Raw genomic sequence first — 24,465 nt, forward strand, 5'->3', positions numbered from 1 at the left:
TGCGGCCGGCGGTCACCCGCCGCAACCGCCGCACCCGCCACCGCCGCACCCTCCGCCGCCGCCATCGCTCGAGCCACCGCCGCTGTCGCCCGAGCTTGCGGTGCGTAGCGTGTGATAGTCGCCCAGGCCCGATCCGATCAGCACGCTGGTCCCGAACAGCGCCACCGCACGGTCGGTCTCGTCAGCGGTCGGCGCGCGCCGCAGCCGTTCGGCATCGTCCCGGGCCCGGTTCAGCACCGCATGCCCGCCCCGGGTCCGTCGATCGACCGCGACCCAGCGGATCACCGCGAAGACCGCGGTCAGGATCAGCAGCAAGGTCAGATACCCCACCGGCCGGTCGCGTTCGACCCCGACCAGCAGCTTGATGCTGCCGAAGACCAGCAGCAGCAGATAGGGCAGTGTCTGCCAGAAGCGCATCTGCAGGGTCAGCCCGTCGTCCATCATCAGGCCCGCCGCGACCAGCTTGCTCCGCACCGGCTGCGCATAGGGTTTCAGCGCCATCTCGATCACCGGCCAGCGCACCTCGCCGGGGATCGCCAGCACGCTGCGGTCGGCGGGCGTGTCGCCCCCGCTGCGCCCCGCGACATGGAAACTCTTCTTGCCGATCAGGACGAGCGCCCGCGCCGCCAGCAGTCGGGTCACCACCGCATCGGCGAAACGGGTCGCACCGCCCGCGAGATAAGCGAGCTGCCGCGTATCGGTGACGCGGGCCGACCGCCCGTCGGGGCGGAGCCAGCGCGGAATGACGAAGCCCGCGACGATCACCGTCGCGAACAGGATCATGTAGAGTTGGAGGAACGGTTCGGCAGTCAGGTCGAAAGGTCCGAGAGACATCATCAATGCTCCTCTACCGTGACACCACAGACGCAAGGACCGCCGCTGCCAGCAGGATCGTGAAAAGGAACAGCAGCGCCGTGCGCCTGGGGATGATGAAGGCGTCGCGCGGGTGGACCCGGCGCGCCCTGGGATCGTCGATCAGCCGCCGCGCCCCGCCCGGCCAGATATCGGCCGGCGGTGCCTCGCCGAAGACGCGTTCGTAGCGCTTCAGCGTTTCGGCATATTGATCGAAGAAGCGGCCCCGCTCGCCCGCGCCGCCCGCGGTCGGGCCATGATGCAGCGGGCGGCCGAGAATCTCGGGGCAGAAGCGCTCCCAATAATCCCGGCTATAGGTCAGGTGCAGGTGCCAGGCCTGGTCGACCGCGTCGGAGGGTGTCACCTCCGTCTCGCCGGTGACCGCCAGGAAGCAGAATTTCTTGTACTCCCCGATCACGCGCCCGGCATAAGCGAGGCTCCAGCCATTCTCGCGCGCCAGCCGCGCCGCGAAGGAGAGCGCCGCATCCTCGGGGCCGATGCTATAGGGGAAAAGCGAGGCCCAGACCGGGTGATCCGGGCAGGTCGTGGGCAGACGATTCGTCTCGCTCATCTAAAATCCTACTAACATGGTAGGCGTTAGGATTCAATGACCGAGTATTGATGACAACAAGGCGCGCGGCGGGGCTTTCGCTCCGCCGCGCGCCATTGTTCAGCCCTGGATGAAAGCGAGCAGGTCGGCGTTGATCACGTCGGCATGTGTGGTCGGCATGCCGTGCGGATAGCCCGGATAGGATTTCAGCACCGCATTCTTGACGATCCCGGCGGACACCTTGCCGGTCGTCGGGAACGGCACGACCTGATCGTCTTCGCCGTGCAGCACCAGGGTAGGCACCGCGATCGCCTTCAGATCCTCGGTGAAGTCGGTCTCGGAGAAGGCGGCGATGCCGGCATAATGTGCCAACGCGCTGCCCATCATACCCTGCCGCCACCAATTGTTGCGGACTGCTTCCTTGATCTCCGCGCCGTCACGGTTGTAGCCGAAAAAGGGCAAGGTGAAGTCGTAGAAGAACTGCGCCCGGTTGGTGGCGGTCTGGTCGCGGACCATGTCGAACACTTCCATCGGCACACCGTCCGGGTTGCTCGCCGTCTTCACCATGATCGGCGCGACCGCGCTGACCAGCACTGCCTTGGCGACCCGGCCGGGCTTGGCTCGGGCAACATAGCGCGCCACTTCGCCGCCGCCGGTCGAATGGCCGATATGGATCGCATTCTTCAGGTCGAGCGCGTCGGTCAGTTCGATCACGTCGGCGACATAGGCGTCCATGTCGTGGCCGGTGGCCGCCTGGGAGGAACGGCCATGGCCGCGGCGGTCATGGGCAATGACGCGGTACCCCTTGGCGAGGAAGAACATCATCTGCCCGTCCCAATCGTCCGAGCTGAGCGGCCAGCCGTGGTGGAACATGATCGGCTGGGCGTCCTTGGGGCCCCAATCCTTGTAGAAGATCTCGGTGCCGTCCTGGGTGGTGATGGTGTTCATGGTCATTCTCCCTTGCTGAGGTCAGTGGTCGTGGTTGGTGGGCAGGTTCAGGCAGCGTCGACGAGGACGATTTCGGCATCCTCGATCGCGGTGACGCGCAGGCTGGTCTCGTCGCTGATCGCGGCGCCGTCGCGGGCATCGATGCGCACGCCGTTGATCTCGACCGCGCCCTTGGCGGGCACGAGATAGGCATGGTGCCCGGCACCAAGCTCATAGTCCGCGGTCTCGCCGGCCTTCAGCGTCGCGCCGAGGATGCGGGCGTCGGTGCGGATCGGCAGGGCGTCGCCATCGCCCTCGAAACCGCTCGCCAGCGTGACGAACCCGCCCGAACGGTCGCCCTTGGGGAAAGGCTTGGCACCCCAGGACGGTGCGGCGCCGCGGGTCTTCGGCTCGATCCAGATCTGGAAGATCCGGGTGGTGCCGGGCTCGCGATTATATTCCGAGTGGCGGACGCCCGACCCGGCGCTCATCACCTGCACGTCGCCCGCTTCGGTGCGGCCGATATTGCCCAGGCTGTCCTGGTGGGTGATCGCCCCGTCGCGGACATAGGTGATGATTTCCATGTCGGCGTGCGGGTGCGGCGGAAAGCCCGTGCCCGGCGCGATCGTGTCGTCGTTCCACACCCGGATCGGGCCCCAGCCCATGCGGGCGGGATCATAATAGCCGGCGAACGAGAAATGATGCTTGGCATCGAGCCAGCCGTGATTGGCACCGCCGAGGCTGGCAAAGGGGCGACGATCGATCATGGTATATCTCCTTGTAAAAGCGGTGGGTTGCTTCGTTGGGGACAAAATGGCGTCAAAGCCGACTTGACGAAATAGAAACGTTGGCATCTTATCATTGCCGAAAATGACACGTCGCCTGCCCGACCTCGAAGCCTGGGCGATCTTCGCCAAGGTCGCCGAACTCGGCTCCTTCGCGCGCGCCGCGCAGGAGCTCGGTCTGTCCAATCCTACGGTGTCCAAGGCGATCGGCCGGCTGGAGGCGCGGCTCGGCATCTCCCTGCTGGCGCGCACCTCGCGACGCCTGTCGCTCACCGAGGGCGGGCGCAGCTCGCTCGAACGCGCGATGCGGATCCTGCGCGAAGGCGAGGCGCTGGAGGACGAAGCGGCCGAGCAACTCGCGATCCCGCGCGGCCGCGTGCGCATCAGCGCCCCGCTTTCCTTCGGCATCGGCTATATGGCGGCCACCCTGCCCGACTTCCTTCAGGCCTATCCGGACGTGATCCTGGATTTCGCGCTCAGCGACCGGCAGGTCGATCTGGTCGCCGAGGGTTTCGACCTGGCGCTGCGTATCGCGCGCCTCGGGGACTCGTCCCTGCTCGCGCGGCGCCTCTGCACCGTTCGGCTACTCCTTGTCGCGTCGCCGGCCTATCTCGACGCGCGGGGCCGCCCGACGCATCCCGCGCAGCTGCGCGACCACCGCGCCCTTGCCTATACCGGCGGTGCGACCCCCGGCTCCTGGCGCTTCGCCCATCCGCAATTCGGCGAGGAGGTCGTCCAGCCGCCGGTCGCGATGTGGACCGACAATGCCGACATGCTCGGCCCGGCGCTGGTCGCCGGCCAGGGCATCGCGATCCAGCCCGAATTCCTCGTCTGGCGCGAGCTCGGCGAAGGCACGCTCGAAATCGCGATGCCCGACTGGACGCCGCCGCCGCTGGCGCTCCACCTGATCATGCCGCCCTCACCGCTGCGGCCGCTGCGCGTGCAGGCCGTGATCGATCATCTTGCAGCGGCGCTGGCCCATGCCCCCTGGGCCTGCGACTGACACAAAGAGGGGCGGCTCCTCGCGGAGCCACCCCCTTCAGGCAAACGAACCGATCAGAAGGAGAAGTTCGCCCCCGCCTTGAAGGTCCGCCCGATCAGGCCGGCATAATGCCAGCTGGTCAGGAAGTTCGGCGCGCTGGCATAGGCGCCGGGTGCGATCGGTGCCCGGGCGTTGAACAGATTGCCGACGTCGACGAACAGGGTGAACTTGTCGTTGACGCGCGCCTGCGCATTCAGGTTCGTGTTGATGAAGCTGTGGATATAGCAGAATTGCGCACCCTTTGCCGTGTCGCCGGTGGCATACTGGTTGTTGAGCGTGCAATCGTCGCCCACGCGTTCGTCATTGGCGATCGATTTGATCCGGCCGACATAATAGGCCGTCGCGGTCAGCGAGAAATTGCCGACCTCCAGCGTGTTCTGCCAGTTGCCGCGCCATTTCGGCGTGCCGTTGCCCGACGAGAGCTCGTACGGCCCTAGCGTCCCGGCGAATTTCTGGACGCCGGTCGCCGTGTGCAGATCATATTGCAGCACGTCGGTCACTTCGAGCCGGCTGGTGAAGCGGATGCCGTCGCTGATCGGGATCCTGGCGGTGGCCGAGAAATCGATGCCCGAGGTGATCGCATAATTGGCGTTCACGAACGGCGCATTGATGATCAGCACGCGCGGCAGCGCGTTGGGGAACAGCGGATCGGGCGCGTCGACGACGTTGACGGAATAGCCCGGCCCGACCGCTGCGACCGCGGCGATCGCCTCGGCCAGGGTCGACTTGCTGTAATAGGCGTTGCGCGCATCGCCGGTGGCCGGACCGGCGACGATCAGGTTCGATTTCTTCACGTTGTAATAATCGACCGTGAAGCTCAGCCAGGACACTGGCTGGAAGATCCCGCCCGCGGTGAAGCTGCGCGAGGTCTCGGGCTCGAGATTGGGATTGCCCACCAGGCCCGAGCCGAGCTGATAGGCCTGGGCATAGGGGTTGGTGTTGCCCTGGACCCCGCCATGCACCGCCAGGAACGATGCCGGCGGCGTGAAGGTGGAGAAGCCGGCAAACTGGCTGAGCGGGTTGCTTTCGGCGAAGGTCGGGGCGCGGAAACCCTGCGAATAGGTGCCGCGGATCGCCAGTTCCTTGATCGGCGTGAACTTGAAGCCGACCTTGGGCGAAAAGTGGCTGAACCCTTCCGAATAATGGTCGTACCGGCCCGAGGCGGTGAGATCGAGGATGTCGAGCACCGGCGCGTCGATTTCGAAATAGCCGGCCGAGACGGTGTGCTTGCCGAACGCCGACGAGGTGGTCAGCGTATAGGTGTCGAGCCGCGCATTCTGGTTGTTGTTGGTCAGCGTCTCGCGCCGGACTTGGCCGCCGATCGCGAGCTGCAGCGCACCGCCCGGCAGTTCGAGCAGCGACTTGGTGATCGACGCGTCGAGCGACACCATCGACGAAGTCGAGGGCGTGGTGACGTTGGGCGAGACGAAGCTGCGGGTCGCCGCGCTGTTCAGCGAGGGGTCGACGAAATTATACGCACCGGTGTTGATCGCATTGAGCAGGTTCGGGATGTTGATGAAGCCATATTGCGTGATGCTCAGATTGTCCTTCGCGCCGACCGCGTCGACGCGCCAGTCCCACCCGCCTTCGAAGCTGCCGCGCAGGCCGGCTGCGCCGCGGATCACCTCGTTGCTGCGGTCGCTGCCCGCCTTGATGTCGCCGAACAGATAATAGATGCGCGCCGCGCCGTTCGCCGGATCATTGGCAAAGGCGGCCGCATAGGGGTTGTTCGGGTTGAGGCGGCGGTCGGCGGCGGTCGCGCAATTGGTGCCCGTGCCGCAGACATAGACCGGCAGCACGATGCCCGGATTGCTCGAGGCGAGCGCGGGGGCCCCGCCGAACGGCTGCGTGGCGCGCAGCGCGCGCGGTGCGTTCAGGATGCTGACGAAGTCATGCGAATAGCTGCCGGTGATATAGGCTTCGATATTGTCGCTCAGCCTTATGCTCAGCCGGCCGTTGAACGCATAGCGTTCCTGCAATGGCTGGAGCTGGAAATATTCGTCGACCAGGTCGTGCTTGCAGCCCGTACCGCGGGCCGCGCCCGTCGCGACGGTATAGCTGCCGCGCGCGCAGTTGAGGTTCAGCGAGGTATAGTTGCTATAGGCCGACCCGTTGGGTTGCAGGCCGCTCGCGAACAGCGCCGTGCCGCCCGCCAGCGGATTGTTCAGGTCGGTCTGGTTGGTGCGCACCACCACGGCGTTCGGTGTCGCGGTGGTCAGCGTGCTGTCGGCGGTGTTGTTGTCGAGGCCACCGATCGAGCTCAGGTCGGTCGTGTTGTACGGGAAACCGCGGCTATGGTTGGTCACCCGGCCGTCGCGCTGATATTCGCCGTTGACGTAGAAATTCCAGCCCTTCTCGGCATAGTCGCCATAGCCGATCGAGAGGTCGGCGCGCTGATGCCCCGCATCGCCTTCCTGCGCCACGCCGGCCGCGACGCTGCCGGAGATGCCGGTGAACTGCTTCTTCAGGATCAGGTTGACCACGCCGCCGATCGCGTCGGCACCGTAGGTCGAGGACGCGCCGTCCTTCAGCACTTCGACCCGCTCGATCAGGCTGAACGGGATCGAGTTGAGGTCGACATAGGCATTGTGCCCATCGTCGTTGATCGGGAAGTTGGTCGACCGCAGGCCGTCGATCAGCACCAGGGTCGAGGACACGCCGAGACCGCGCAGCGAGACCGCGGCGCCGCCGGCCGAGAAGCCGCTCTGGAAACCGGTGCCGATCGAGCCGGCGCTGTCGGCCGAGACCGATCGGATCGCGTCGTTGACGGTGGTGATGCCGGCCTTTTCCAGATTGTCGGCGGTCAGCACGGTGACGGGCGACGGCGTTTCGGTGTCGGTGCGGCGGAACAGCGATCCGGTCACCACGATATCGGGCGCGTCCGCTGCCTCGGCCGACTGGTCGGCGGTGTCGGCAGGCGCAGTCTGCGCAAAGGCCGGCGCCGCCGCCACGGCGATGAGCATAGCAATAGGAGCCGCGCCTGCCCGCAAGCGCGAAAGAGTATTTACTGACATTGGAACAGATTCCCCGAGTTACGCACTTTAGACGTGCAGCCTGTTCGGGGGTGCTATTACACGCCCCGGATGATAATAGGCTGTAACTTGCGGTAACTTTTGTAAAGTGTCCGGGCTGCCCGATTCCATCTTGTGTTGCAGGGTTGCAATACTGATGCGAAATATGGCCGCCGTAGATTTACAAGCCATTTGGGCAGTCCATCGCGGCGCGACGCCGATCGAGGGGCGTTTCCCCAAGAGCGGGAGCGTCACGGCAGACGATTGCCAATCCCCACCGCGTTCAATTTGCCGTCATAGATTTTTCGCAAGCGCGACGCCGCGCCACCACGCGCGCCGGCACGCTCTCGCTTGCGTCGCGGCCATCGCGCCCTACCATCGCGCCATGCAGCAGCTCGCCCCCGCCTATCTCTCGACGCTCGCCACGCAGATCGGCGCGCTGAGCGCGTTTCTCGGCGGGTTCGCCGCGACCTATCTCGCAACCTTCCTCACCGCCGGACAGCGCACCCGTCCCGCGGCAGCGGCGATTGTTGGAGCGGCGGTTTCCGCGGTGGGCTTCATCGTCGCCGTGGTCGGCTCGACCATGTTGATCGCGGCGCTTCATCCCGACGCGCCTGCGCACGCCGCGCACCTGGCCGGCACGGCACAGGTTGGCATGACGCTGAGTTTCATGCTGGCGCTGCTGGCGTTGTTGTTCAGCCTGGGCGCCAGTGGCTGGACCCGGTCTCGCGCGATGGGCTGGACGACAAGTGTCGCCGCGGGCGTCGCCACCCTGATCGTCATCTCTTTCCTCGTGCAGACCGGCTGATTTCCCGGCGCGTTCACGCTGCGGATAGCTTGCCGCGCCTATCGCGTGCCCGAAAATGCCCGTGCGCCGGTCCCACCGGCGCGCCTGTGAAAGGAGTATCATGCGCCCCATCGCTCTCGCCGGAACAGCCGCGCTCGCCGCCATCGCCCTTGCACCGCCGCTTGGCGCCCAGGGGAAGACGACCGGCCCCGTGACGCGCGCGCAGGTCGAGGCACAGGTCAAGGAGGTGTTCGACCGCGCCGATACCGACAAGGACAATTTCATGAGCCGCGCGGAGTTCGGCAAGCGCATGGGCGCGGTGCTGAACCGCACGCCACCAGGCACCCCAGGCGCGCCGACACGGGAAGAGGCGCAGAAGATGCTGAACGCCGCGGCCGCCGCCTTCAACGCGGTCGACGTCAACCATGACGGCAGGCTCAGCCGCAAGGAGGCCGGCGCCCGCGCCCTGGCGGCGTTCGACGGCATGGACACCAATCACGACGGCATCGTGACCCTCGCCGAGAAGCGCGCGGCCAACGACAAGGCAGTGCAGATCGGCCCGAATGGTCCGGGCGCTCCGGCAAGCGCGCGCGCTATTCCGGGTCGTTAAAGCCTCGTCCTGCCGCCGGACAGAGGAAGGGTTCGGGGCTGCGGATCGGGCTCAGGCCGTTCGGGGACGGCCTGGCGATCGGTACTTCCCATCATGCGGGTGATCGTGAAAAGCGCTCGTTGCGGTGTGGCGACGAAGGTGAATTCGGCGCCCTTGATCGCCCCTGCCCCACGCCCGGTTGCATCCATCGGAAAGACGAAATCGTCGCGCTGGAGGCCATGGGTGGAAATGGTTTCCTCACGCACCCGGACCTTGTCCCCGTCGGTACCGAGAAAAAGGAGACGTTCCGCGGGATTTCCATCCGACTCGATCCCACCGACCTCGGACGTCACGGTAGGATCCGTATCCTTTACCCGGCGCGTCCAGATGGTGGTGAAGCCGTTGTGAATCGAGTTATCGACGAACCATTCGCGTTCCCCGGACTTGCTGACTCGCAAACCGACCGTATCACCGGGCGCGATCACTGAACCCAGCAGACCGTGCGACGCGGTGAAAGCATTGTCCCTGGGCGTAAAATAGGTCCAGCGCCCATCCGCGCTCCTGCCCGCGCTCACCAGCACGACACTGTCAATCGAAAAGGCGAAGGGGAAGCCCATCGAGCCTTTCATGCTGCTTTTGAAAGGTCGGGAGAGTCGCAACGCCATCACCGGCACCACCCCGACCTCGACATAAAAAGCTTCGCCCGGGGTGACCGCAGTGATGGACCCGACGGTAGACGAAACGAGGCGACCCGACTGCGGCGCGCCCAGCGCCGATGAGGCTGGTGCCATCGCCAGCACCGTCGCCAAGATGATGATGCGCATGTCCCCCTCCGTTCCTCCCCCTTATGCATCGCACCCCGCAACGAGCGTTTCAATAGATCGGACACAGCTTGTGCCCCTGCCGCCGCGCGCCCGCGCGGTGTCTCACGCAATTGACACAGCTCGACCCCGCAGCGACACCTTGCGGCAATCCTTCCGCCTTACCGGAGTCGTTCATGCGTCTTTATCGTGCCGCCCTTCTGCTCGGCGCCGCCCTGCTCCCGCTTTCGGTACAGGCCCAAAAGGCGCCCGCGCCGGCCGCGGCGGTGAAGCCGATCGACTTCACCGAACGCACTCTCGCCAATGGCCTGAAGGTCTATGCGATCCGCGATACCGGCACCTCCAACGTCTCGGTGCAGGTCTGGTACGATGTCGGGTCGAAGGACGATCCCGCCGGCCGGTCGGGCTTCGCGCACATGTTCGAGCATCTGATGTTCAAGGCGACACGCAACCTCGTCTCGGAGCAGATGGACCGGCTGACCGAGGATGTCGGCGGCTACAACAACGCCTCCACCAATGACGACTATACCAATTATTACGAGGTGGTGCCGGCCAACCATCTGCAGCGGCTGCTGTTCGCCGAGGCCGACCGCATGGCGAGCCTGGTGGTCGAGCCCAAGAGCTTCGCCTCGGAGCGCGACGTGGTGAAGGAGGAACTGCGGCTGCGCACCCTCGCCCAGCCCTATGGCAAGCTCTTCTCGATCTATTTCCCGGAAATCTCCTACACGACGCACCCCTATGCCCGGCCGGGCATCGGCAGCCTGGAAAATCTGGAAAGCGCGACGATCGACGATGTCCGCGCCTTCCATGCGACCTATTACCGGCCCGACAATGCCATTCTCGTCGTCTCCGGCAATTTCGATGCGAAGCAGCTCGATGCCTGGGTCGACCAGTATTTCGCGGGCATCAAGAAGCCGGATCGCCCGATCCCGCGCGTGACGGTGACCGAGCCGGAGCGGACCAGCGCCACGCATGTCACCGTCTATGAACAGAACACGCCGCTGCCCGCGGTGATGATCAGCTATCCGGTGCCGCCCGACAACAATGCCGACATGCCGGCGCTGACCGTGCTGAACGCCGTGCTGTCGCAGGGCGAAAGCTCGCGGCTGTACGAAACGCTCGTCTATCGCGACCAGCTCGCCCAGAGCGCCGAGACCTATCTCGACACCAAGCAGGGTCCCGGCAACCTCGCCGTGTTCGCGATCCTCGCCGGCGGCAAGACCGCCGATGCCGGCGAAGCCGCGCTGCGCCGCGAAGTGGCGCGGCTGCGCGATGCGCCGGTCACCCCCGCCGAGCTGTCCGAAGCGAAGAACGAGATCCTGACCGGCGTGCTCCGCGGCCGCGAGACGGCGGAAGGCAAGGCCTCGGCGCTGGCCGCGTCGGTGATCATCAACGGCGATCCGCGCGCGTCCGACCGCCAGATCGCCGAGATCGCCCAGGTGACGGCCGCCGACCTCCAGCGCGTCGCGAAGAAATATCTGCGCGACGAACGCTCGGCCGCGATCCATTATCTTCCGGCCGAGAGCGCGCCAGCGGGCGCCAAGGGCGATGCGGTGACGGTCGCCTCGACGGTCCAGGTCGCGCCCCTGGTCGCGCCCGCCAATGTTGCGATCGTGACGCCCGCCCCGGATGGCCAGCGCCTGGCGCCGCCCGTGGCGGGCACCCCGATCGCCGCCGCCATCCCCTCGCCGCAGGAGATCAGGCTCGCCAACGGGCTGCGCGTGCTGGTGGTCGAAAAGCATGATCTGCCGCTGATCACCGCCACGCTGGTCGCGCCCGGCGGCGGCGCGGCCGACCCGGCCGACCGCGCCGGCGTCGGCGACCTGACCGCCGATCTGCTGACCAAGGGCACCAGGACTCGCTCCGCCACGCAGATCGCCGCGCAGATCGAGGCGCTCGGCGGATCGATCGGCAGCGATGCGAGCTGGGACGGCTCCTCGATCACGGTCACGGTGAAATCGGACCAGGCCGCGCCCGCGCTGACCATCCTCGCCGATGTCGCGCGGAACCCCGCCTTCGCCGACGAGGAGATCGAGCGGGCCCGCGCCCAGGCGATCGACGGCGTCACCGTCACGCTCAAGGATCCAGCCCAGCTTGCCAGCCTCGTCGCGAGCCGTGCGGTGTACGGCAACCAGGCCTATGGCCATGTCCTGTCCGGGACGCCCGACTCGCTCAAGGCGATCAAGGCCGCCGATATCCGCGCAGCCTATGGCGCGACATGGCAACCCGGCCAGACGACCCTGATCCTGGTCGGGGACATCAGCCCGGCTGCCGCCAGGGCCCTGGCGGAGAAGAACTTTGCCGGCTGGAAGTCCGGCGCTGCCCGGGCCGCCGCCGCACCCGGCGCGCCGCCATCGCCCCAGCCGCGCGTGATCGTGGTCGACATGCCCGGCGCCGGCCAGGCCGGCGTGGTCGTCGCGCGCCCCGGCATCGCGCGGCGCGACCCGGCCTTTTATCCGGCGAGCGTCGCCAACACCGTGCTTGGCGGCGGCTTCTCGTCGCGGCTCAACCAGGAGATCCGGATCAAGCGCGGCCTCGCTTATGGCGCGGGCAGTTCCCTGTCGGCGCGACGCATGCCGGGCTCGATCTCGGCGCGGACTCAGACCAAGAATCCGACCGCGCCCGAAACCGTCGCGATCATGGTCGCCGAGATGAAGCGCCTCGGCACCGAGCCGGTGCCCGCGAACGAGCTCGAGCCGCGCAAGGCAACGCTGATCGGTGATTTCGGCCGCGGCGTGGAGACGACCGACGGCATCGCCGATGTGCTGGGCGACTATGTCGTGCAGGAGGTGCCGCTGAGCGAGCTCAAGGCCTTCACCACGAAAGTCTCGGCAGTCGATCCCGCGGCGGTGCAGGCCGCGGCCGCCACGCTGCTCGATCCGGGCAAGGCGAGCATCGTCGTGGTAGGGGATTCGAAGGATTTCATCGAGGCACTCAGGAAGGACTATCCAAACCTCGAGCTGATCCCGGCCAGCGCCCTCAAACTGGACAGTGCTGCCCTGAAATAACGCCGCCGCATCTCTGCAATGCTCGACGGCCCCGATCCATGCTATGGCCGGATCGGGGCGAAACCGCCGCGCATGTCGCCTTGATCCTATCCTTCGGGACGCCCCGGGCTAGGGTCGCGCAAAGGGGGGAGAGCAACAGGGAGCAGGCAATGGCCACGCAAATTCCAGGCGACCAACCCACAAACATGGTGGAACGGATCAAGCGACTGCTGACCGCACCCGCGCAGGAATGGCCGCGGATCGACGCGGAACCGATGACGATCAAGGGCATCTATACGGGGTGGGTCGTGCCGCTGGCCGCAATCGGCCCGGTTGCCGGGCTGATCGGCACGCTCGTCTTCGGCTACAGCTTTCTCGGCGTCACCTATCGCCCGCCGATCGGAGCCGCGATCGGGACCGCGCTGATCGGCTATGTCATGGCGCTGATCGGCGTCTATCTCCTGTCGCTGATCATCAACGCGCTGGCGCCCAGCTTCGATGGCACCCGGAACCCGGTATCGGCCTTCAAGGTCGCCGCCTTCACCGGGACCGCGGGCTGGCTGGCCGGCATCTTCCAGATCATCCCGTCGCTTGCCTGGCTCAGCCTGCTCGGGCTGTACGGCCTCTATCTGCTCTGGGTCGGCCTGCCGATCCTGATGAAGGTGCCCGAGGGCAAGGCGACGGCCTATATCGTGGTGACGATGCTCGTCGCGATCATCCTGTTCCTGGTCTGCGGCGCGGTCGCGGCGCAGGTCGGTTCCTCACTGGCGCGGCCGATGATCAGCGCCGCCACCGATAGCGGTACGGTCGGCGGATCGCTGAACCTGCCGGGGGTGGGCAAGGTCGATCTCGACAAGGCCAACGCCGCCGTCGCCAACATGAAGGCGGCGACCGAGAAGATGCAGAACGGGACGGCGACGCCGATCCCCGCCGCCACGCTTCAGGCGATGCTGCCGGCGTCGATCGGCGGCTTCACGCGCGGCGATGTGGAATCGCAGAGCGGCGGCGTCGGCGGGATCACCGGCAGCCATGCCGAGGGGCGCTACAGCTCGGGCGATCAGAGCTTCAGCCTGTCGGTCACCGACATGGGCGCCGCCGGCGCGCTCGCTTCGCTGGGCGGCGCGATGAACATGCAGTCGAGCAAGCAGACCGCGACCGGTTATGAGAAGACCGAGATGGTCGGCGGCGCGATGGTGTCCGAGAAATGGAACACTGAATCGAACCATGGCAGCTATGGCACGATGGTCGCGAGCCGCTTCATGGTCTCGGCCGACGGCAATGCGCCGAGCATCGATACGCTGAAACAGGCCGTGGCCTCGGTCGATACGGGAAAGCTCGCCGCCCTGGCGCGCTGAGGCGCCGACATTCCTGACGACCATTCCAGCAGTCCCGTCATGCCGGACTTGTTCCGGCATCCATCGGCCCGCAGGAATGGAGGCTGGTTGCCATGCGGCGCGCGGCCCCGGAGCGAGTCCGCGGTGACGACTGGTGGTGACGTGCCCTCAAAAGAAACCCCGCCCGCTCTCGCGGGCGGGGTGTCCGATAGGATGAATCGACGCCCTTATTGCCGGCCCATCGATTCCGGCGTGTAATTGTGCAGGCCGCGCGGGAACGGGTTGATCGCGACGCGGGTCGCCATCTCGCCGACCGTGCCGCCCCAGCTGGCGCGGTGCCAGCGGCCGACCTCGGCGGTCACCACATCGCCGGGCGACGCGGTGAACACGGGAATGCCCTGGATCTGATAATCGATCTTGCCTTCCATCACGAACCAGAACTCGGAATAGTCGGTATGGAAATGGCCGAGATTGCTCGGCGGCGGCGTGGGCGTGCCCTTGCCGCGGATGTTGTTCACGAACATGTGGTCGCTGGCGATGAACGCGCCCGCGCGGGCACCCCCGGCGACGACATCCTTGTAATAGTCGAGATAGGGCTTGTTGGGCCCGTCATAGACGCCGTCGCCGCCCGACAGGATCGTCTTGGTATAGGTGATGCCCTTCACATCGGCCGGCTTGTCCGGCGTGCTCTCGACCGGATAGATCGGGATGTCGCCCGCCTGATGCACCTCGAGCCAGAGGCCGGGTTCGCTGCCGACCGTCTCGAGCGAATAGGGCAGGCGCAGCGGAATGTTGATCTCGAAGCCCTTGGAGGCGACGAACGGCTCCTGGCCCTTGATGTTGACGCGCACCTGGCCGCTCCACACGATCATCGCGACGCGGTTGTCGGCCGACAGCACCGGAGTCGTCTTGCCGCCCGGCGCGAGCTGATGCCAGTCGGCCATCAGGTCCTTGTTGCGCACGATCGGCTGCGACCAGGTCGCCTGGCCCTTGTGCAGCGCGAGCACGTCGGAGAGCTTCCACCACGGCTTGTTCGGCGCGACATAGGCCTGGACCGGGGTCTTTTTGGGCACCCAGCCGAAGATCGGCGGCGGCGGCGCGGGGCGGGCGCCCGGAGGCGGACCGCCCTGGGGCCCTGCGGTTTGGGCGAAAGCCTGATGCGCCAGCATCGCTGCGGCCCCCATCATCCCGGCACTCATCATGGTCGTCAGAACACGCATCCTCATCTCCCTCCAAAAGGACCGGCGCGCGCCGCCGGATATTCTTCTCTCCGCCGCCCCCTGGCTTTTGCCATGTCGGAGCGTGGAGTCGGCGCAGACCTATATCAAATATATGATATAGGAAAAGTGTTTTACGGGGCCGGTCCAGCCGCGACGGCCGCCAGGCGTGGTGCGCGCGCGTTCATCCCGGAAAAGCAAAACTTCGCCGCACCCAATTCCTCCCTGCGTTGAATATCCCATCAAATTGATGGAGATTTGCCGGGACCTTGGGAAAGGCCCCGCACCGCATGATTTTGTCTCGCATGCCGTTCATCACCCCGACCGTTCGACCTATCGGCTGGCCGACCATCGCCGTCGCTTTGGCGGTCTATGGCGGCTGGATCGCCGCGACGCTCTGGCACGCCTCGATCCCCGCGCCGCTGCTCGTGCTGATCGGCGGGTGGCTGCTCGCCTGGCACGGATCGCTGCAGCATGAGACGATCCATGGCCACCCGACCGGCATCCGCTGGATCGACGGCGCGATCGGCTTCGTACCGCTGTCGCTATGGCTTCCCTATCGGCTCTATCGCAGCAGCCATATCGCCCATCACGCCAGCCCGGCGATCACCGATCCGCGCGAGGACCCCGAATCCCGCTATGTCGCCCGGCGCGGCGGGATCGACTGGGTCGCCGCCAGGCTCCAGTCGACGCTGCCCGGCCACCTGCTGCTCGGCCCGCCGATCGCGATCGCCAAATTCGCGCGCGAGGAAGTCCGTCGCGCCCGGTCGGCGCCGTTGCGGGTCCTGCGCGACTGGGTGCCCCATCTGCTGGCGGTCGCGCTGCTGCTGGTCTGGCTCGACCATGTCGGTCTGGGCATCGGCCGCTACGTGCTGTGCTTCGTCTATCCCGGCATGGCGCTCACCAATCTGCGCTCCTATGCCGAGCACCGCGCCGATCTCGCCACCAGCGGGCGCGCCGCGACGGTCGAGCGGGGCGGCCCGCTGGCCCTGCTGTTCCTCAACAACAACCTCCATGCCGCGCATCACGACCGCCCCGGCCTGCCCTGGTACCGGCTGCCGGCGCATCACCGCGCGCACCGCGCCCGCCTGATCGGCGACGGCACGGTGCGCTATGCCGGCTATGGCGAGATCGTCCGGCGCTTCTCGCGCGACGCGCATGACGTGCAGCTTCACCCCCATCATGGCGATCAGCGGGCATGAGGACCGGCATCGCCTCGCTCGGCATGTACGATCATGGCCGCCAGCGGGCGGCGAACGACCGGCTCTGGGCGGAACTCGCGCGCATCCTGCGCGACCGCGGCATCCCGGGCGTGCCCGACCGGCTCGATCGCACGCGCTCGGTCCAGGATAGCTGGCATGATCCCGACCTGCTGTTCGGGCAGATCTGCGGCTTCCCACTGGTGACTGACGACTCGCTCGCCCTGCGCGTGCTGGCGCTGCCGGTCTATGATGCGCCGGGCTGTAGCGACGCCCTGCACCATAGCCTGCTCGTGACTCGCCAGGGCGATGCGACGACGCTCGACGCCTATCGCGATCGCCGGGCCGCGATCAACGATCGTCACTCCAACACCGGCCTGAACCTGTTCCGCGCCGCCATCGCGCCGCTTGCCACCGATGGCCGCTTCTTCGCCGAGGTTCGCGAGTCCGGGGCGCACCGCCAGAGCCTCAGCGCGATCGTCATGGGGGAGGCCGATATCGCCGCGATCGACGCGGTCAGCTTCGCGGCGATCGCGCGCGCCGAGCCCGAGCTGACCGAATCCCTCCAGACCATCGGCACCACCGCCAGTTCGGCCACGCCCCCGTTCGTGACCTCGCGCAACACCGGCATCGAGACCGTCGCCGCGCTGCGCATCGCGCTGGCGCATGTCGCCGCCGATCCCGGCCTCGCCGACACCCGCGCCGCGCTGTTCCTGGCGGATATCGTCCCCGGCGGCGTCGACCGGTTCGCCCCGCTTCGCACGCTCGAAAGCGACGCCGCCGCCGCCGGCTACCCCGAATTGCGCTAACTCAAGCAAAGGAATTGACCATGCGGTTCATGATATCGGCGCCCATCGCCCTGGTTGCCGCCCTGCTCGCCACCACCCCGCTCGCGGCGCAGAGTATCGTGTTCGATCCCCATATCGATCTTCCCAAATCGGCGGTGACGCCGGGCTGGTCGGGCCTGTCCGATCCGGGTTCGCAATTCGATCTGGTCCGTGCCCGCAAGGGCGGACTGACCACCGCGGCCATCGCGCTGTTCGTGCCGCAGGGCGCCCGCGATCCCGCCACCCTCGCGGAAGCGCAAAAAGCCTTTGTCGTCCGCGACGCGGCGATCCACGCCATCGCCGATCTTAATCCCACCCTTGCCGGCTTCGCGCGCAGCCCGGCCGATGTCCGCCGCATCGTCGCGAGCGGCAAGGTCGCGGTGGTCGAGAGCCTGTTGAACGCCTGGCCGCTCGGCGACGACCTGAACGCGTTCGACCGCTGGCACGCGCGGGGCGTCAGCATCCTCGGCTTCGTCCATGCCGGGCACAATCAGTTCGCCGATTCCTCGCGCCCCGCGCTGCAGCTGGGCGACCGGCCCGCCGAACATCAGGGCCTGTCGCCGCTCGGTCGCCAGGCGGTGAAGCGCCTCAACGATCTCGGCGTGCTGATCGACGTCTCGCAATTGTCGGATCAGGCGTTCGACCAGGTGCTGGCGCTCAGCCGCGCGCCCGTCATCGCCACCCATAGCGACGTCCGCGCCCTGGTCGACACGACACGCAACCTGAGCGACGCGCAGCTCGACGCGCTGAAGGCGAAGGGCGGCGTGATCGGCATCAATGCGTTCAGCGCCTATCTGCGCGCGCGGAGCCCGGCCACCCTGAAGGCGGTCGCTGCCCTTCAGGCCGAATTCGGCCTGTCCCCGGCCGGCGGCACGCGCCTCTCGCCCGATCGCCAGGCCGACTATGACCGGCGCTACCACGACATTGTCGGCAAGGAGCCGGTCGCGACGGTGTCGAACCTGGTCGATGCGGTCGACTATGCCGTGAAGCGGATCGGCATCGACCATGTCGCGCTCTCGTCCGACTTCAACCATGGCGGCGGCGTCACCGGCTGGGCGGATGTCGGCGAAACCGCCAACGTCACGGCCGAGCTGAAACGCCGCGGCTATGCGCCGGAACAGATCGACAAGCTGTGGGGCGGCAACGTCCTCAGGGTCTGGCAGGCCGCGATCGACGCGCGCGACGCCGCCTACCGGCCGGGTGGCTGATCCGGATCAGTCGCTGCGATCAATTACGGTGACACGTGCAATAACCCCTAAACTCCATCTCCACCCTTCGCTACGGGCCCACGCTTGCGCGGCGCGAGAGTCATGCCAGTACGGGCCTCCATATCGGCGAGCCACGCCTTCGACCCAACCGGACGGCCGACACTTTCCGCGCGGCGCAGAGCTGCATAGCTCAGCGCCTCGTCGAACTCCTCACCCAGTAAAGCGGCGAAATCACCCACGCGATCGAGCCCCGGCACCACATCGACGAAGCGGTCGCTCGCGCCGGCGATGTGCGCTGCCGTGCTGGACCATCGCCAGTCCTCCGGCCGCTCGACCAAGCGCGCCCGGACCGGATTGAGCGCGACATAGCGCAACGCCCCGACCAGATGCGCTTCGTCCATCGCGACCGAACTGAACCGCCCCTGCCACAAATGCCCCGTCACCCGCATCCGCGCATTGATATAGCCGGTATAGTGGCGGTGGACGTGGCGAAAGGTACGGCGCAGTCCGTCCTCATCACCCGGCACGGCGATGATGTGCACGTGATTGGGCATCAGGCAATAGCCCCAGATCGCTACCTGCGATCGCCCCGCCGCTTCGGACAGAAGATCGAGGTAGAGTTCATAATCGCCATCCTCGAAGAACACCGGCTCGCGACGGTTTCCCCGCTGCGTCACATGATGCGGAAGGCCAGGAAGCACGATGCGGGGAAGTCGGGCCATTTGCCGAGGCTAGCAAACCGCTTGGTAGAGTAAAGGGATTGTTGCACGTGTCACCGTAATTACTCGTACTGCCCTCAGCGCCTTGGACAAGAGAATGGAGCAACTCAGTGACGCGCCAGAGCGGATAGCGAAAGTCCGCATGCTCCGTGGTGCCTTGAAAGCCAATATAGTGTGAAGGCCCCGCGCTGAGAGCAGCCATCGGACAGCGGCGACACGTACAACAACCCTTTACTGCTTGTGGCAGGTTACTTGTGGGGTCGTCGCACCGCATGAATATTCGATACTGAGTCGCAGCGAGTGGGACTTGAACCGCACATACTCCCAGCGAAGCTGGCGCACTCTCCAGTTGTGCTACCGCTGCGACAAACTCACTAGCTCGTCGAACGGCAGGCAACCACGACTTTCATGCATGGTGCAGCGTTTCGCGCCATCGGATGCGCTGCATTTCTGTAAGGGAGGCGATTCCCCGGCACTTCTTACGCCGCGGTTGCATGGCAAGCGCACAAGATACGGGCACCTCCCGATGCCCGCGCAACAATCGAAAAGGTGTGAAAAATCTTGGTCGGGGCGACAGGATTCGAACCTGCGACCCCCACACCCCCAGTGTGATGCGCTACCAGGCTGCGCTACGCCCCGACCGAGGGTGGGGCACATATGCGGGTGACGCGCCGGATGCAAGCGCGGAAGCCGCCCCGGTAATCGCACGTGGAAATCGCCCTGCCGGCCGCGGATCGATTCAACCCGCGCGAAGATCGTGCCACAGCGCGGGTGGCGGGTGCAGTCTGCATGTCCGCCTGCTGTTTCTCATGACCGCGACCCTGTTGGACGATGTCCGGTCCCCGCCCCGAAGAAGATTCTCGCTGTTATCGGAGGACCCGGTCCCTGTTATGCGCGGCCCGTTCGCTGTTATGCAGGAACAGGGGTAATCCCACCAATATACTGATATATAAAGATAATATATCCAACAAAGCGGGAGAAAAACAGGGAAAGAAAATATCTTCCCTGTTCCTTCGCTGTTATCGCTCGATAACAGCGAAGGGTCGCCGGCCACGCTGTTGGACGAAACGGCGCGGCGCGAGCGCGCTAGTCCCTGATCTGCCCCAGCGGCAGCAGGCGCTTGGCCAGCGCCTTGACCAGGCGGACGTCGCCGCCCTTGAGCGCGTTGACCATTTCGACCGCGCGGCGCTGCATCATCCGGTCGAGCAGCGTGGGGGTCGTGCCGCGCGTGGCGGCCTCGGCCAGCACCGCGCCGCGCGCATCGGCCGGATCGATCGACAGCCGCAGCAGCGCGGCGAGTCCGGTGAACAGCGCCCGATCCCCGCCCAGCGCGACGGCGCGGTCGGTCGCCTCATAGCCCGTCGCCTTGCGCGCGCCGAGCACGGCGCGGGCGGTCAGCCCGCCCAGCGCCTCGACCGCGTCGATATGCCAGCCGCCCAATGCTGCCTGCGCCTCGGGGTCGCGCGGGTTGCGGGCGACCAGCGCCTCGAACTGCGCGCGCGACGCCAGGGCGTCGCTCCGGCTCTTGGTCAGCTTGGCGCGGTATCCGATCGCCATCGCCCGGGTAAGCAGCGCGTCGCCGTCCCCCGGCGCCCGGGCCAGGATCGCATTGGCATCGTCCACCACGGCGGCGAGTTGCGCCAGGACAGCCGCCTTGTCGCGCACGGTGAAGACGGTCTGGGTCAGCGCATCGCGCGCCGGGGCGGAGGTCGCCGCGGCGGGCGCGAGCAGGAGAAGGGCGATCGCGGCTTTCAACATGGTCCCGTTGGTAAGCTGCCGCCGGAACGACCGGCAAGCCCGATTCGGCTCGTTCGCCCCCTCAGTCCCCCAATGTCATTCCCCAATCAGCGTCTTCCAGAACTGGCCGTCCCAGGCCTTCACGCTGATCTCCCTGATGTCGAAGCCGCCCAGGCTCTTGCCGAACGCCTTCTGGTGATCCGCGACGCCATGCGCGGCGATCGCTTCGGCCGAGGCCCAGCGTTCGGAGATGCGGATCAGGTCGGGGTCGCCAGCATCGTACGCGAAATTGTAGAATTCGCAGCCGTCCTCGGCACTGGTCGTCGCCATATGCTCGACGAGCAGCGCGCGAAGCTTCTCGCCTTCCCCGCTGCCGGTCCGGATATGTCCCAATACGATGATGGTCATGGCGCCGCCCTCCCTTTGTGCCGTCAATGCCGGGCCCGCCCGCGCGGGCAACCCATGTTGCGTGACCACCGGACAAGTGATAGCGCGCGGCGCTTATAGAGTGGGTCTTTTCCCTTTCGATACCCCAGCCATTTCGGCCAAGCCATTCAGGATGCCATGTTCGCAACCCCAGCCTATGCCGCCACCGGCGCCGCCTCGAGCGGCGGTTCCTTCCTGGTGCTCATTCCGTACCTGCTGCTCATCCCGGTCTTCTATTTCCTGGTGCTGCGCCCGCAGCAGCAAAAGGCCAAGGCGCACCGCGCCACGCTGGACGCAGTGAAGAAGAATGATTCGGTCGTGACCGCGGGCGGCTTGGTCGGCAAGGTGACCAAGGTCGACGAGCGTTTCGTCGAGGTCGAGATCGCGCCCACCGTCAAGGTGCGCGTGGTCAAGGCGATGCTGGCGGAGGTCACTCCGTTCGGTACCAAGCCGGCGAACGACTGATCCGATGCTTGATTTCCCGCGCTGGAAGGTCACCTCGATCCTGGTGCTGCTCGCCGCGCTGATGGCGCTGGCGATCCCCAGCTTCGTCCCGGAAAACTATACGAAGAGCTGGATGCCCCGGATCAACCTGGGCCTCGATCTCGCCGGCGGCAGTCATTTGTTGCTGGAGGCGGATACCGACGCGTTCCTCGCATCGCGGCTCGACAATATGAGCCAGCAGATCTCGAGCACGCTCAAGCGAAGCCCGCGCATCGAGATCGGCGACATCTCGTCGAAGGACGGCAAGCTCAGCTTCTTCGTCCGCGACGTCACCCAGATCGACGCCGCACGCGAACGCCTGTTGCCGCTCGCCGGCAGCGGCGCCGGCTTCACCGGCCAGCGCGTCTGGGACATCAGCGTGGTCGACGGGACCCGCTTCGTGGTCACGCCGAGCAAGGCGGGCAGCGATCAGGCCATCAACCAGGCGATGGACGACACGACGGAGAATATCCGCCGCCGTATCGACTCGCTCGGCACCAAGGAGCCGACGATCGTCCGCCAGGGCGGCAACCGTATCCTGGTCCAGGTGCCCGGCCTGCAGAATCCGCAGCAGCTGAAGGACCTGATCGGCAAGACCGCCAAGCTCGAATTCAAGATGGTCGACGATTCGGTCGGCAACGGGCCGATCACCAAGGATACCGTGGCGCCGATCGGCAGCCAGGTCCTCCCCTATCCCGAAGGCGGCGGCTACATCGTCGTGAAGCGCCAGGTGATCCTGACCGGCGGACAATTGACCGAGGCCAGCCAGGGCTTCGACCAGCAGAGCAATGCGCCGATCGTCAACTTCAAGTTCAACAGCGAAGGCGGCAACAAGTTCGCGCGGATCACGCAGCAATTCACCGGGCAGCGCTTCGCGGTGGTGGTCGACGACAATGTGATTTCCGCGCCGCGGATCAACACGCCGATCCTCGGCGGCAGCGGCTATATCGAAGGCAGTTTCACCGTCGCCTCGGCGAACGAACTGGCGATCGCGCTGAAATCCGGTCAGCTCGCGGTGGGCGTGAAGGTCGTCGAGGAACGCACCGTCGGCCCCGATCTCGGCAAGGAATCGATCCATGCCGGCATCCTGGCATCGGCGATCGCCGCCGCCGCCGTGATCATCTTCATGTTCGTGACCTATGGCCGCTTCGGCGCCTATGCCAACCTCGCGGTCATCATCAACGTGTTCGTGATCCTCGGCGTCATGGCGGTGTTCGGCAGCACCTTGACCCTGCCCGGCATCGCCGGCTTCGTGCTCACGATCGGCACGGCGGTCGACGCCAACGTGCTGATCAACGAGCGTATCCGCGAAGAGCGGCGGCGCGGCCGCACCGTCATCCAGGCGGTCGAGCTCGGCTACAAGGAAGCCAGCCGCACCATCTTCGAGGCGAACATGACGCACGCCATTTCGGGCGTCATCATGCTGGCTTTGGGGTCCGGGCCGGTGAAGGGTTTCGCCGTCGTGCTGCTGATCGGCATCTGCACCTCGGTGTTCACCGCCGTCACCTTCACCCGCATGCTCGTCGTGCTCTGGGTCCGCCGCACGCGCCCCAGCGACATCCACATCTGATCGGGCAGCATCATGCGTCTCCTCAAACTCGTCCCCGACAACACCAACCTCCCCTTCGTCTCGCTGCGCGCCTGGGCGTTCGGCCTGACGATCGCGCTGTCACTCGCCTCGATCGCGCTGGTCTTCGTCAACAAGCTCAATTTCGGCGTCGATTTCATCGGCGGCCTGATGATCGAGGAGAAGTTCCAGACGGACCCGAACCTCGACAAGCTGCGCTCGACGATCGAGCGGCTGCAGGTCGGCGAGGTCCGTCTCCAGCCGATCGGCGACAACAAGACCATCTCGATCCGCGTGCCCCTGCCCAAGAGCGATGATCCGGGCGCGACCAACGCCGTCGTCCAGCAGGTCCAGGCCGCGGTGGTCAAGGACTTCCCCGATGCCCGCTTCTCGCGCCAGGATACGGTCAGCGGCAAGGTATCGGACGAATTGCTGTGGAAGGGCGGCCTGGCCGTCGCCCTCGCCATCCTCGGCATCGGCCTGTTCGCGATCTTCCGCTTCGAATGGCAGTTCGGCGTTTCGACCGTGGTCGCGATCGTCCACGATCTGCTGATGACCCTGGGCTTCTTCGCGCTCACCCAGTTCGAGGTCGACCTGAACATCGTCGCCGCCGTGCTCACCATCATCGGCTATTCGATCAACGACAAGATCGTCATCGACGACCGCATCCGCGAGAATATGCGCCGCTATCGCAAGATGGACATGCCGCACATCATCGATCTGTCGGTCAACGAGACGCTGCCGCGCACGGTGATGACCTCGGTCACCATCCTGCTCGCGCTGTTCGCGATGCTGATCTTCGGCGGCCATGTGCTGCGCGGCTTCACCGCGGCGATGATCCTCGGCATCTTCGTCGGCACCTATTCGTCGATCTATGTCTCGTCCTCGCTGCTCATCTCGCTCGGCCTGCGCGCCGAGCCGAAGGCGGACGATACGCCAGGGTCGAAGCCGGAACGGGTCGCCTACAAGGACATGCCCTGACGTCTGTCGGGGGTACCCGTCATGCGCATGGATAAGGGCCAGCAGACCGACGGGCCGATCATCTCGGCCTTTTCGAGCGGCGGCTTCAAGGTCGATGACGGCGTCTATCGCGCGCTGCTGATCTCGCCGGTGCGCGCCGATGGCTGGGCGCCGCCGCCGCTGGCGGCGTTGCGCGCGGACGATGTCGCGCCGTTGCTCGCGCTCGATCCCTTCCCCGAATTCCTGCTGCTCGGCACCGGCCCGGCGCTGGTGCGCCCGCCGCTCGCCTTCGTCCGCGCGATCGAGGCACGCGGGCTCGGCATCGAGGCGATGGACAGCCGCGCCGCGGCCCGCGCCTGGGCGGTGCTGCGCGGCGAAGGCCGATGGATCGCGGGCGCGCTCTACCCGCTTTGACCGCCGCGGGGCGTCAGGATATC

22 protein-coding genes and 2 tRNA genes are annotated in these 24,465 nt (G+C 66.3%); 12 read left to right on the forward strand and 12 right to left on the reverse strand.

The window, feature by feature from the left end; translation table 11 throughout:
- Positions 1–12 precede the first annotated feature (12 nt).
- From ACZ1I2_RS21645 to ACZ1I2_RS21660, 4 genes are all read right to left on the reverse strand, one after another.
- Positions 13–834: a TIGR04222 domain-containing membrane protein gene (locus ACZ1I2_RS21645; RefSeq protein WP_465175888.1), complete on the reverse strand. Its 822-nt coding sequence runs from the start codon at positions 832–834 to the stop codon at positions 13–15.
- 13 nt (positions 835–847) lie between these two features.
- Positions 848–1,423: a glycine-rich domain-containing protein gene (locus ACZ1I2_RS21650; RefSeq protein ID WP_465175887.1), complete on the reverse strand. Its 576-nt coding sequence runs from the start codon at positions 1,421–1,423 to the stop codon at positions 848–850.
- A gap of 99 nt (positions 1,424–1,522) precedes the next feature.
- A complete protein-coding gene (locus tag ACZ1I2_RS21655) occupies positions 1,523–2,350 on the reverse strand; it encodes an alpha/beta fold hydrolase (RefSeq protein ID WP_465175886.1) in 828 nt (275 codons plus the stop codon).
- A gap of 47 nt (positions 2,351–2,397) precedes the next feature.
- Complete coding sequence (locus ACZ1I2_RS21660) at positions 2,398–3,096, reverse strand: pirin family protein (protein ID WP_465175885.1); 699 nt, start codon at positions 3,094–3,096, stop codon at positions 2,398–2,400.
- Between the two features lie 103 nt (positions 3,097–3,199).
- Here ACZ1I2_RS21660 and ACZ1I2_RS21665 point away from each other — a divergent pair, with 103 nt between their 5' ends.
- Entirely contained in the window at positions 3,200–4,117 is a 918-nt protein-coding gene (locus tag ACZ1I2_RS21665; RefSeq protein WP_465175884.1) for a LysR family transcriptional regulator, read from the forward strand.
- Between the two features lie 53 nt (positions 4,118–4,170).
- On the opposite strand, the gene ACZ1I2_RS21670 is transcribed toward ACZ1I2_RS21665, so the two are convergent.
- Positions 4,171–7,119, reverse strand: a complete 2,949-nt coding sequence (locus ACZ1I2_RS21670; RefSeq protein ID WP_465175883.1) for a TonB-dependent receptor domain-containing protein — start codon at positions 7,117–7,119, stop codon at positions 4,171–4,173.
- Positions 7,120–7,552: 433 nt separating this feature from the next.
- Between ACZ1I2_RS21670 and ACZ1I2_RS21675 the strand changes: the two genes are divergently transcribed.
- On the forward strand, positions 7,553–7,975 hold the full coding sequence (locus ACZ1I2_RS21675; protein WP_465175882.1) for a hypothetical protein: 423 nt from the start codon (positions 7,553–7,555) through the stop codon (positions 7,973–7,975).
- Between the two features lie 100 nt (positions 7,976–8,075).
- A complete protein-coding gene (locus tag ACZ1I2_RS21680; RefSeq protein WP_465175881.1) occupies positions 8,076–8,564 on the forward strand; it encodes an EF-hand domain-containing protein in 489 nt (162 codons plus the stop codon).
- On the opposite strand, the gene ACZ1I2_RS21685 is transcribed toward ACZ1I2_RS21680, so the two are convergent.
- Positions 8,561–9,367 (reverse strand): hypothetical protein, encoded by an 807-nt coding sequence (locus ACZ1I2_RS21685; RefSeq protein ID WP_465175880.1) that lies wholly within the window; start codon positions 9,365–9,367, stop codon positions 8,561–8,563. The two genes, ACZ1I2_RS21680 and ACZ1I2_RS21685, sit on opposite strands and share 4 nt — an antisense overlap.
- Positions 9,368–9,540: 173 nt before the next feature.
- On the opposite strand from ACZ1I2_RS21685, the gene ACZ1I2_RS21690 reads away from it, so the two are divergent.
- Both ACZ1I2_RS21690 and ACZ1I2_RS21695 read left to right on the forward strand, forming a co-directional pair.
- Positions 9,541–12,372 carry a M16 family metallopeptidase gene (locus tag ACZ1I2_RS21690; protein ID WP_465175879.1) on the forward strand — a complete coding sequence of 944 codons (2,832 nt, stop codon included), beginning with the start codon at positions 9,541–9,543 and terminating at the stop codon, positions 12,370–12,372.
- A 185-nt stretch (positions 12,373–12,557) separates the two neighbouring features.
- Positions 12,558–13,706 carry a Yip1 family protein gene (locus ACZ1I2_RS21695; protein WP_465172115.1) on the forward strand — a complete coding sequence of 383 codons (1,149 nt, stop codon included), beginning with the start codon at positions 12,558–12,560 and terminating at the stop codon, positions 13,704–13,706.
- A 206-nt stretch (positions 13,707–13,912) separates the two neighbouring features.
- Here ACZ1I2_RS21695 and ACZ1I2_RS21700 read toward each other — a convergent pair whose 3' ends face one another.
- Positions 13,913–14,905, reverse strand: a complete 993-nt coding sequence (locus tag ACZ1I2_RS21700) for a cupin domain-containing protein (protein ID WP_465175878.1) — start codon at positions 14,903–14,905, stop codon at positions 13,913–13,915.
- A gap of 302 nt (positions 14,906–15,207) precedes the next feature.
- Here ACZ1I2_RS21700 and ACZ1I2_RS21705 point away from each other — a divergent pair, with 302 nt between their 5' ends.
- Genes ACZ1I2_RS21705 through ACZ1I2_RS21715 form a run of 3 tightly spaced genes read left to right on the forward strand, consistent with a single transcriptional unit; the run spans position 15,208 to position 18,136 of the window.
- Positions 15,208–16,104, forward strand: coding sequence for a fatty acid desaturase (locus ACZ1I2_RS21705; protein ID WP_465175877.1), 897 nt, complete (start codon positions 15,208–15,210; stop codon positions 16,102–16,104).
- Positions 16,101–16,910, forward strand: coding sequence for a phosphate/phosphite/phosphonate ABC transporter substrate-binding protein (locus ACZ1I2_RS21710; RefSeq protein WP_465175876.1), 810 nt, complete (start codon positions 16,101–16,103; stop codon positions 16,908–16,910). Before ACZ1I2_RS21705 ends, ACZ1I2_RS21710 begins: the two co-directional genes overlap by 4 nt.
- A gap of 20 nt (positions 16,911–16,930) precedes the next feature.
- Positions 16,931–18,136, forward strand: a complete 1,206-nt coding sequence (locus ACZ1I2_RS21715) for a dipeptidase (protein WP_465175875.1) — start codon at positions 16,931–16,933, stop codon at positions 18,134–18,136.
- Positions 18,137–18,183: 47 nt separating this feature from the next.
- On the opposite strand, the gene ACZ1I2_RS21720 is transcribed toward ACZ1I2_RS21715, so the two are convergent.
- From ACZ1I2_RS21720 to ACZ1I2_RS21740, 5 genes are all read right to left on the reverse strand, one after another.
- Complete coding sequence (locus ACZ1I2_RS21720) at positions 18,184–18,858, reverse strand: transposase (protein WP_465175874.1); 675 nt, start codon at positions 18,856–18,858, stop codon at positions 18,184–18,186.
- A gap of 289 nt (positions 18,859–19,147) precedes the next feature.
- Positions 19,148–19,219 (reverse strand) — tRNA-OTHER (locus ACZ1I2_RS21725).
- 198 nt (positions 19,220–19,417) lie between these two features.
- Positions 19,418–19,494, reverse strand: a tRNA-Pro gene (locus ACZ1I2_RS21730).
- 447 nt (positions 19,495–19,941) lie between these two features.
- Positions 19,942–20,613, reverse strand: coding sequence for a hypothetical protein (locus tag ACZ1I2_RS21735; RefSeq protein ID WP_465175873.1), 672 nt, complete (start codon positions 20,611–20,613; stop codon positions 19,942–19,944).
- Positions 20,614–20,688: 75 nt separating this feature from the next.
- Positions 20,689–21,000: a putative quinol monooxygenase gene (locus ACZ1I2_RS21740; protein WP_465175872.1), complete on the reverse strand. Its 312-nt coding sequence runs from the start codon at positions 20,998–21,000 to the stop codon at positions 20,689–20,691.
- Between the two features lie 156 nt (positions 21,001–21,156).
- On the opposite strand from ACZ1I2_RS21740, the gene yajC reads away from it, so the two are divergent.
- From yajC to ACZ1I2_RS21760, 4 genes are read left to right on the forward strand one after another with little or no spacing between them, the layout of a single operon-like run.
- Positions 21,157–21,483: a preprotein translocase subunit YajC gene (gene yajC, locus ACZ1I2_RS21745; RefSeq protein WP_465172104.1), complete on the forward strand. Its 327-nt coding sequence runs from the start codon at positions 21,157–21,159 to the stop codon at positions 21,481–21,483.
- Between the two features lie 4 nt (positions 21,484–21,487).
- Positions 21,488–23,071: a protein translocase subunit SecD gene (gene secD, locus ACZ1I2_RS21750; protein ID WP_465175871.1), complete on the forward strand. Its 1,584-nt coding sequence runs from the start codon at positions 21,488–21,490 to the stop codon at positions 23,069–23,071.
- A gap of 12 nt (positions 23,072–23,083) precedes the next feature.
- Entirely contained in the window at positions 23,084–24,049 is a 966-nt protein-coding gene (secF, locus tag ACZ1I2_RS21755) for a protein translocase subunit SecF (RefSeq protein ID WP_465172102.1), read from the forward strand.
- 21 nt (positions 24,050–24,070) lie between these two features.
- Complete coding sequence (locus ACZ1I2_RS21760; RefSeq protein WP_465175870.1) at positions 24,071–24,442, forward strand: MTH938/NDUFAF3 family protein; 372 nt, start codon at positions 24,071–24,073, stop codon at positions 24,440–24,442.
- Positions 24,443–24,465: the final 23 nt, after the last annotated feature.

Source organism: Sphingomonas sp. BL-S-29, assembly GCF_055521495.1.

Bases quoted from the DNA above. Each gene is read 5' to 3' on its own strand.
- yajC (WP_465172104.1), top strand. From the start codon at position 21,157: ATGTTCGCAACCCCAGCCTATGCCGCCACCGGCGCCGCCTCGAGCGGC.
- secF (WP_465172102.1), top strand. From the start codon at position 23,084: ATGCGTCTCCTCAAACTCGTCCCCGACAACACCAACCTCCCCTTCGTC.
- ACZ1I2_RS21670 (WP_465175883.1), bottom strand. From the start codon at position 7,119: ATGCTCATCGCCGTGGCGGCGGCGCCGGCCTTTGCGCAGACTGCGCCT.
- ACZ1I2_RS21675 (WP_465175882.1), top strand. From the start codon at position 7,553: ATGCAGCAGCTCGCCCCCGCCTATCTCTCGACGCTCGCCACGCAGATC.
- ACZ1I2_RS21710 (WP_465175876.1), top strand. From the start codon at position 16,101: ATGAGGACCGGCATCGCCTCGCTCGGCATGTACGATCATGGCCGCCAG.
- ACZ1I2_RS21715 (WP_465175875.1), top strand. From the start codon at position 16,931: ATGCGGTTCATGATATCGGCGCCCATCGCCCTGGTTGCCGCCCTGCTC.
- ACZ1I2_RS21655 (WP_465175886.1), bottom strand. From the start codon at position 2,350: ATGAACACCATCACCACCCAGGACGGCACCGAGATCTTCTACAAGGAT.
- ACZ1I2_RS21660 (WP_465175885.1), bottom strand. From the start codon at position 3,096: ATGATCGATCGTCGCCCCTTTGCCAGCCTCGGCGGTGCCAATCACGGC.
- secD (WP_465175871.1), top strand. From the start codon at position 21,488: ATGCTTGATTTCCCGCGCTGGAAGGTCACCTCGATCCTGGTGCTGCTC.
- ACZ1I2_RS21690 (WP_465175879.1), top strand. From the start codon at position 9,541: ATGCGTCTTTATCGTGCCGCCCTTCTGCTCGGCGCCGCCCTGCTCCCG.
- ACZ1I2_RS21650 (WP_465175887.1), bottom strand. From the start codon at position 1,423: ATGAGCGAGACGAATCGTCTGCCCACGACCTGCCCGGATCACCCGGTC.
- ACZ1I2_RS21680 (WP_465175881.1), top strand. From the start codon at position 8,076: ATGCGCCCCATCGCTCTCGCCGGAACAGCCGCGCTCGCCGCCATCGCC.
- ACZ1I2_RS21740 (WP_465175872.1), bottom strand. From the start codon at position 21,000: ATGACCATCATCGTATTGGGACATATCCGGACCGGCAGCGGGGAAGGC.
- ACZ1I2_RS21735 (WP_465175873.1), bottom strand. From the start codon at position 20,613: ATGTTGAAAGCCGCGATCGCCCTTCTCCTGCTCGCGCCCGCCGCGGCG.
- ACZ1I2_RS21695 (WP_465172115.1), top strand. From the start codon at position 12,558: ATGGTGGAACGGATCAAGCGACTGCTGACCGCACCCGCGCAGGAATGG.
- ACZ1I2_RS21705 (WP_465175877.1), top strand. From the start codon at position 15,208: ATGCCGTTCATCACCCCGACCGTTCGACCTATCGGCTGGCCGACCATC.
- ACZ1I2_RS21645 (WP_465175888.1), bottom strand. From the start codon at position 834: ATGTCTCTCGGACCTTTCGACCTGACTGCCGAACCGTTCCTCCAACTC.
- ACZ1I2_RS21700 (WP_465175878.1), bottom strand. From the start codon at position 14,905: ATGCGTGTTCTGACGACCATGATGAGTGCCGGGATGATGGGGGCCGCA.
- ACZ1I2_RS21685 (WP_465175880.1), bottom strand. From the start codon at position 9,367: ATGCGCATCATCATCTTGGCGACGGTGCTGGCGATGGCACCAGCCTCA.
- ACZ1I2_RS21760 (WP_465175870.1), top strand. From the start codon at position 24,071: ATGCGCATGGATAAGGGCCAGCAGACCGACGGGCCGATCATCTCGGCC.
- ACZ1I2_RS21665 (WP_465175884.1), top strand. From the start codon at position 3,200: ATGACACGTCGCCTGCCCGACCTCGAAGCCTGGGCGATCTTCGCCAAG.
- ACZ1I2_RS21720 (WP_465175874.1), bottom strand. From the start codon at position 18,858: ATGGCCCGACTTCCCCGCATCGTGCTTCCTGGCCTTCCGCATCATGTG.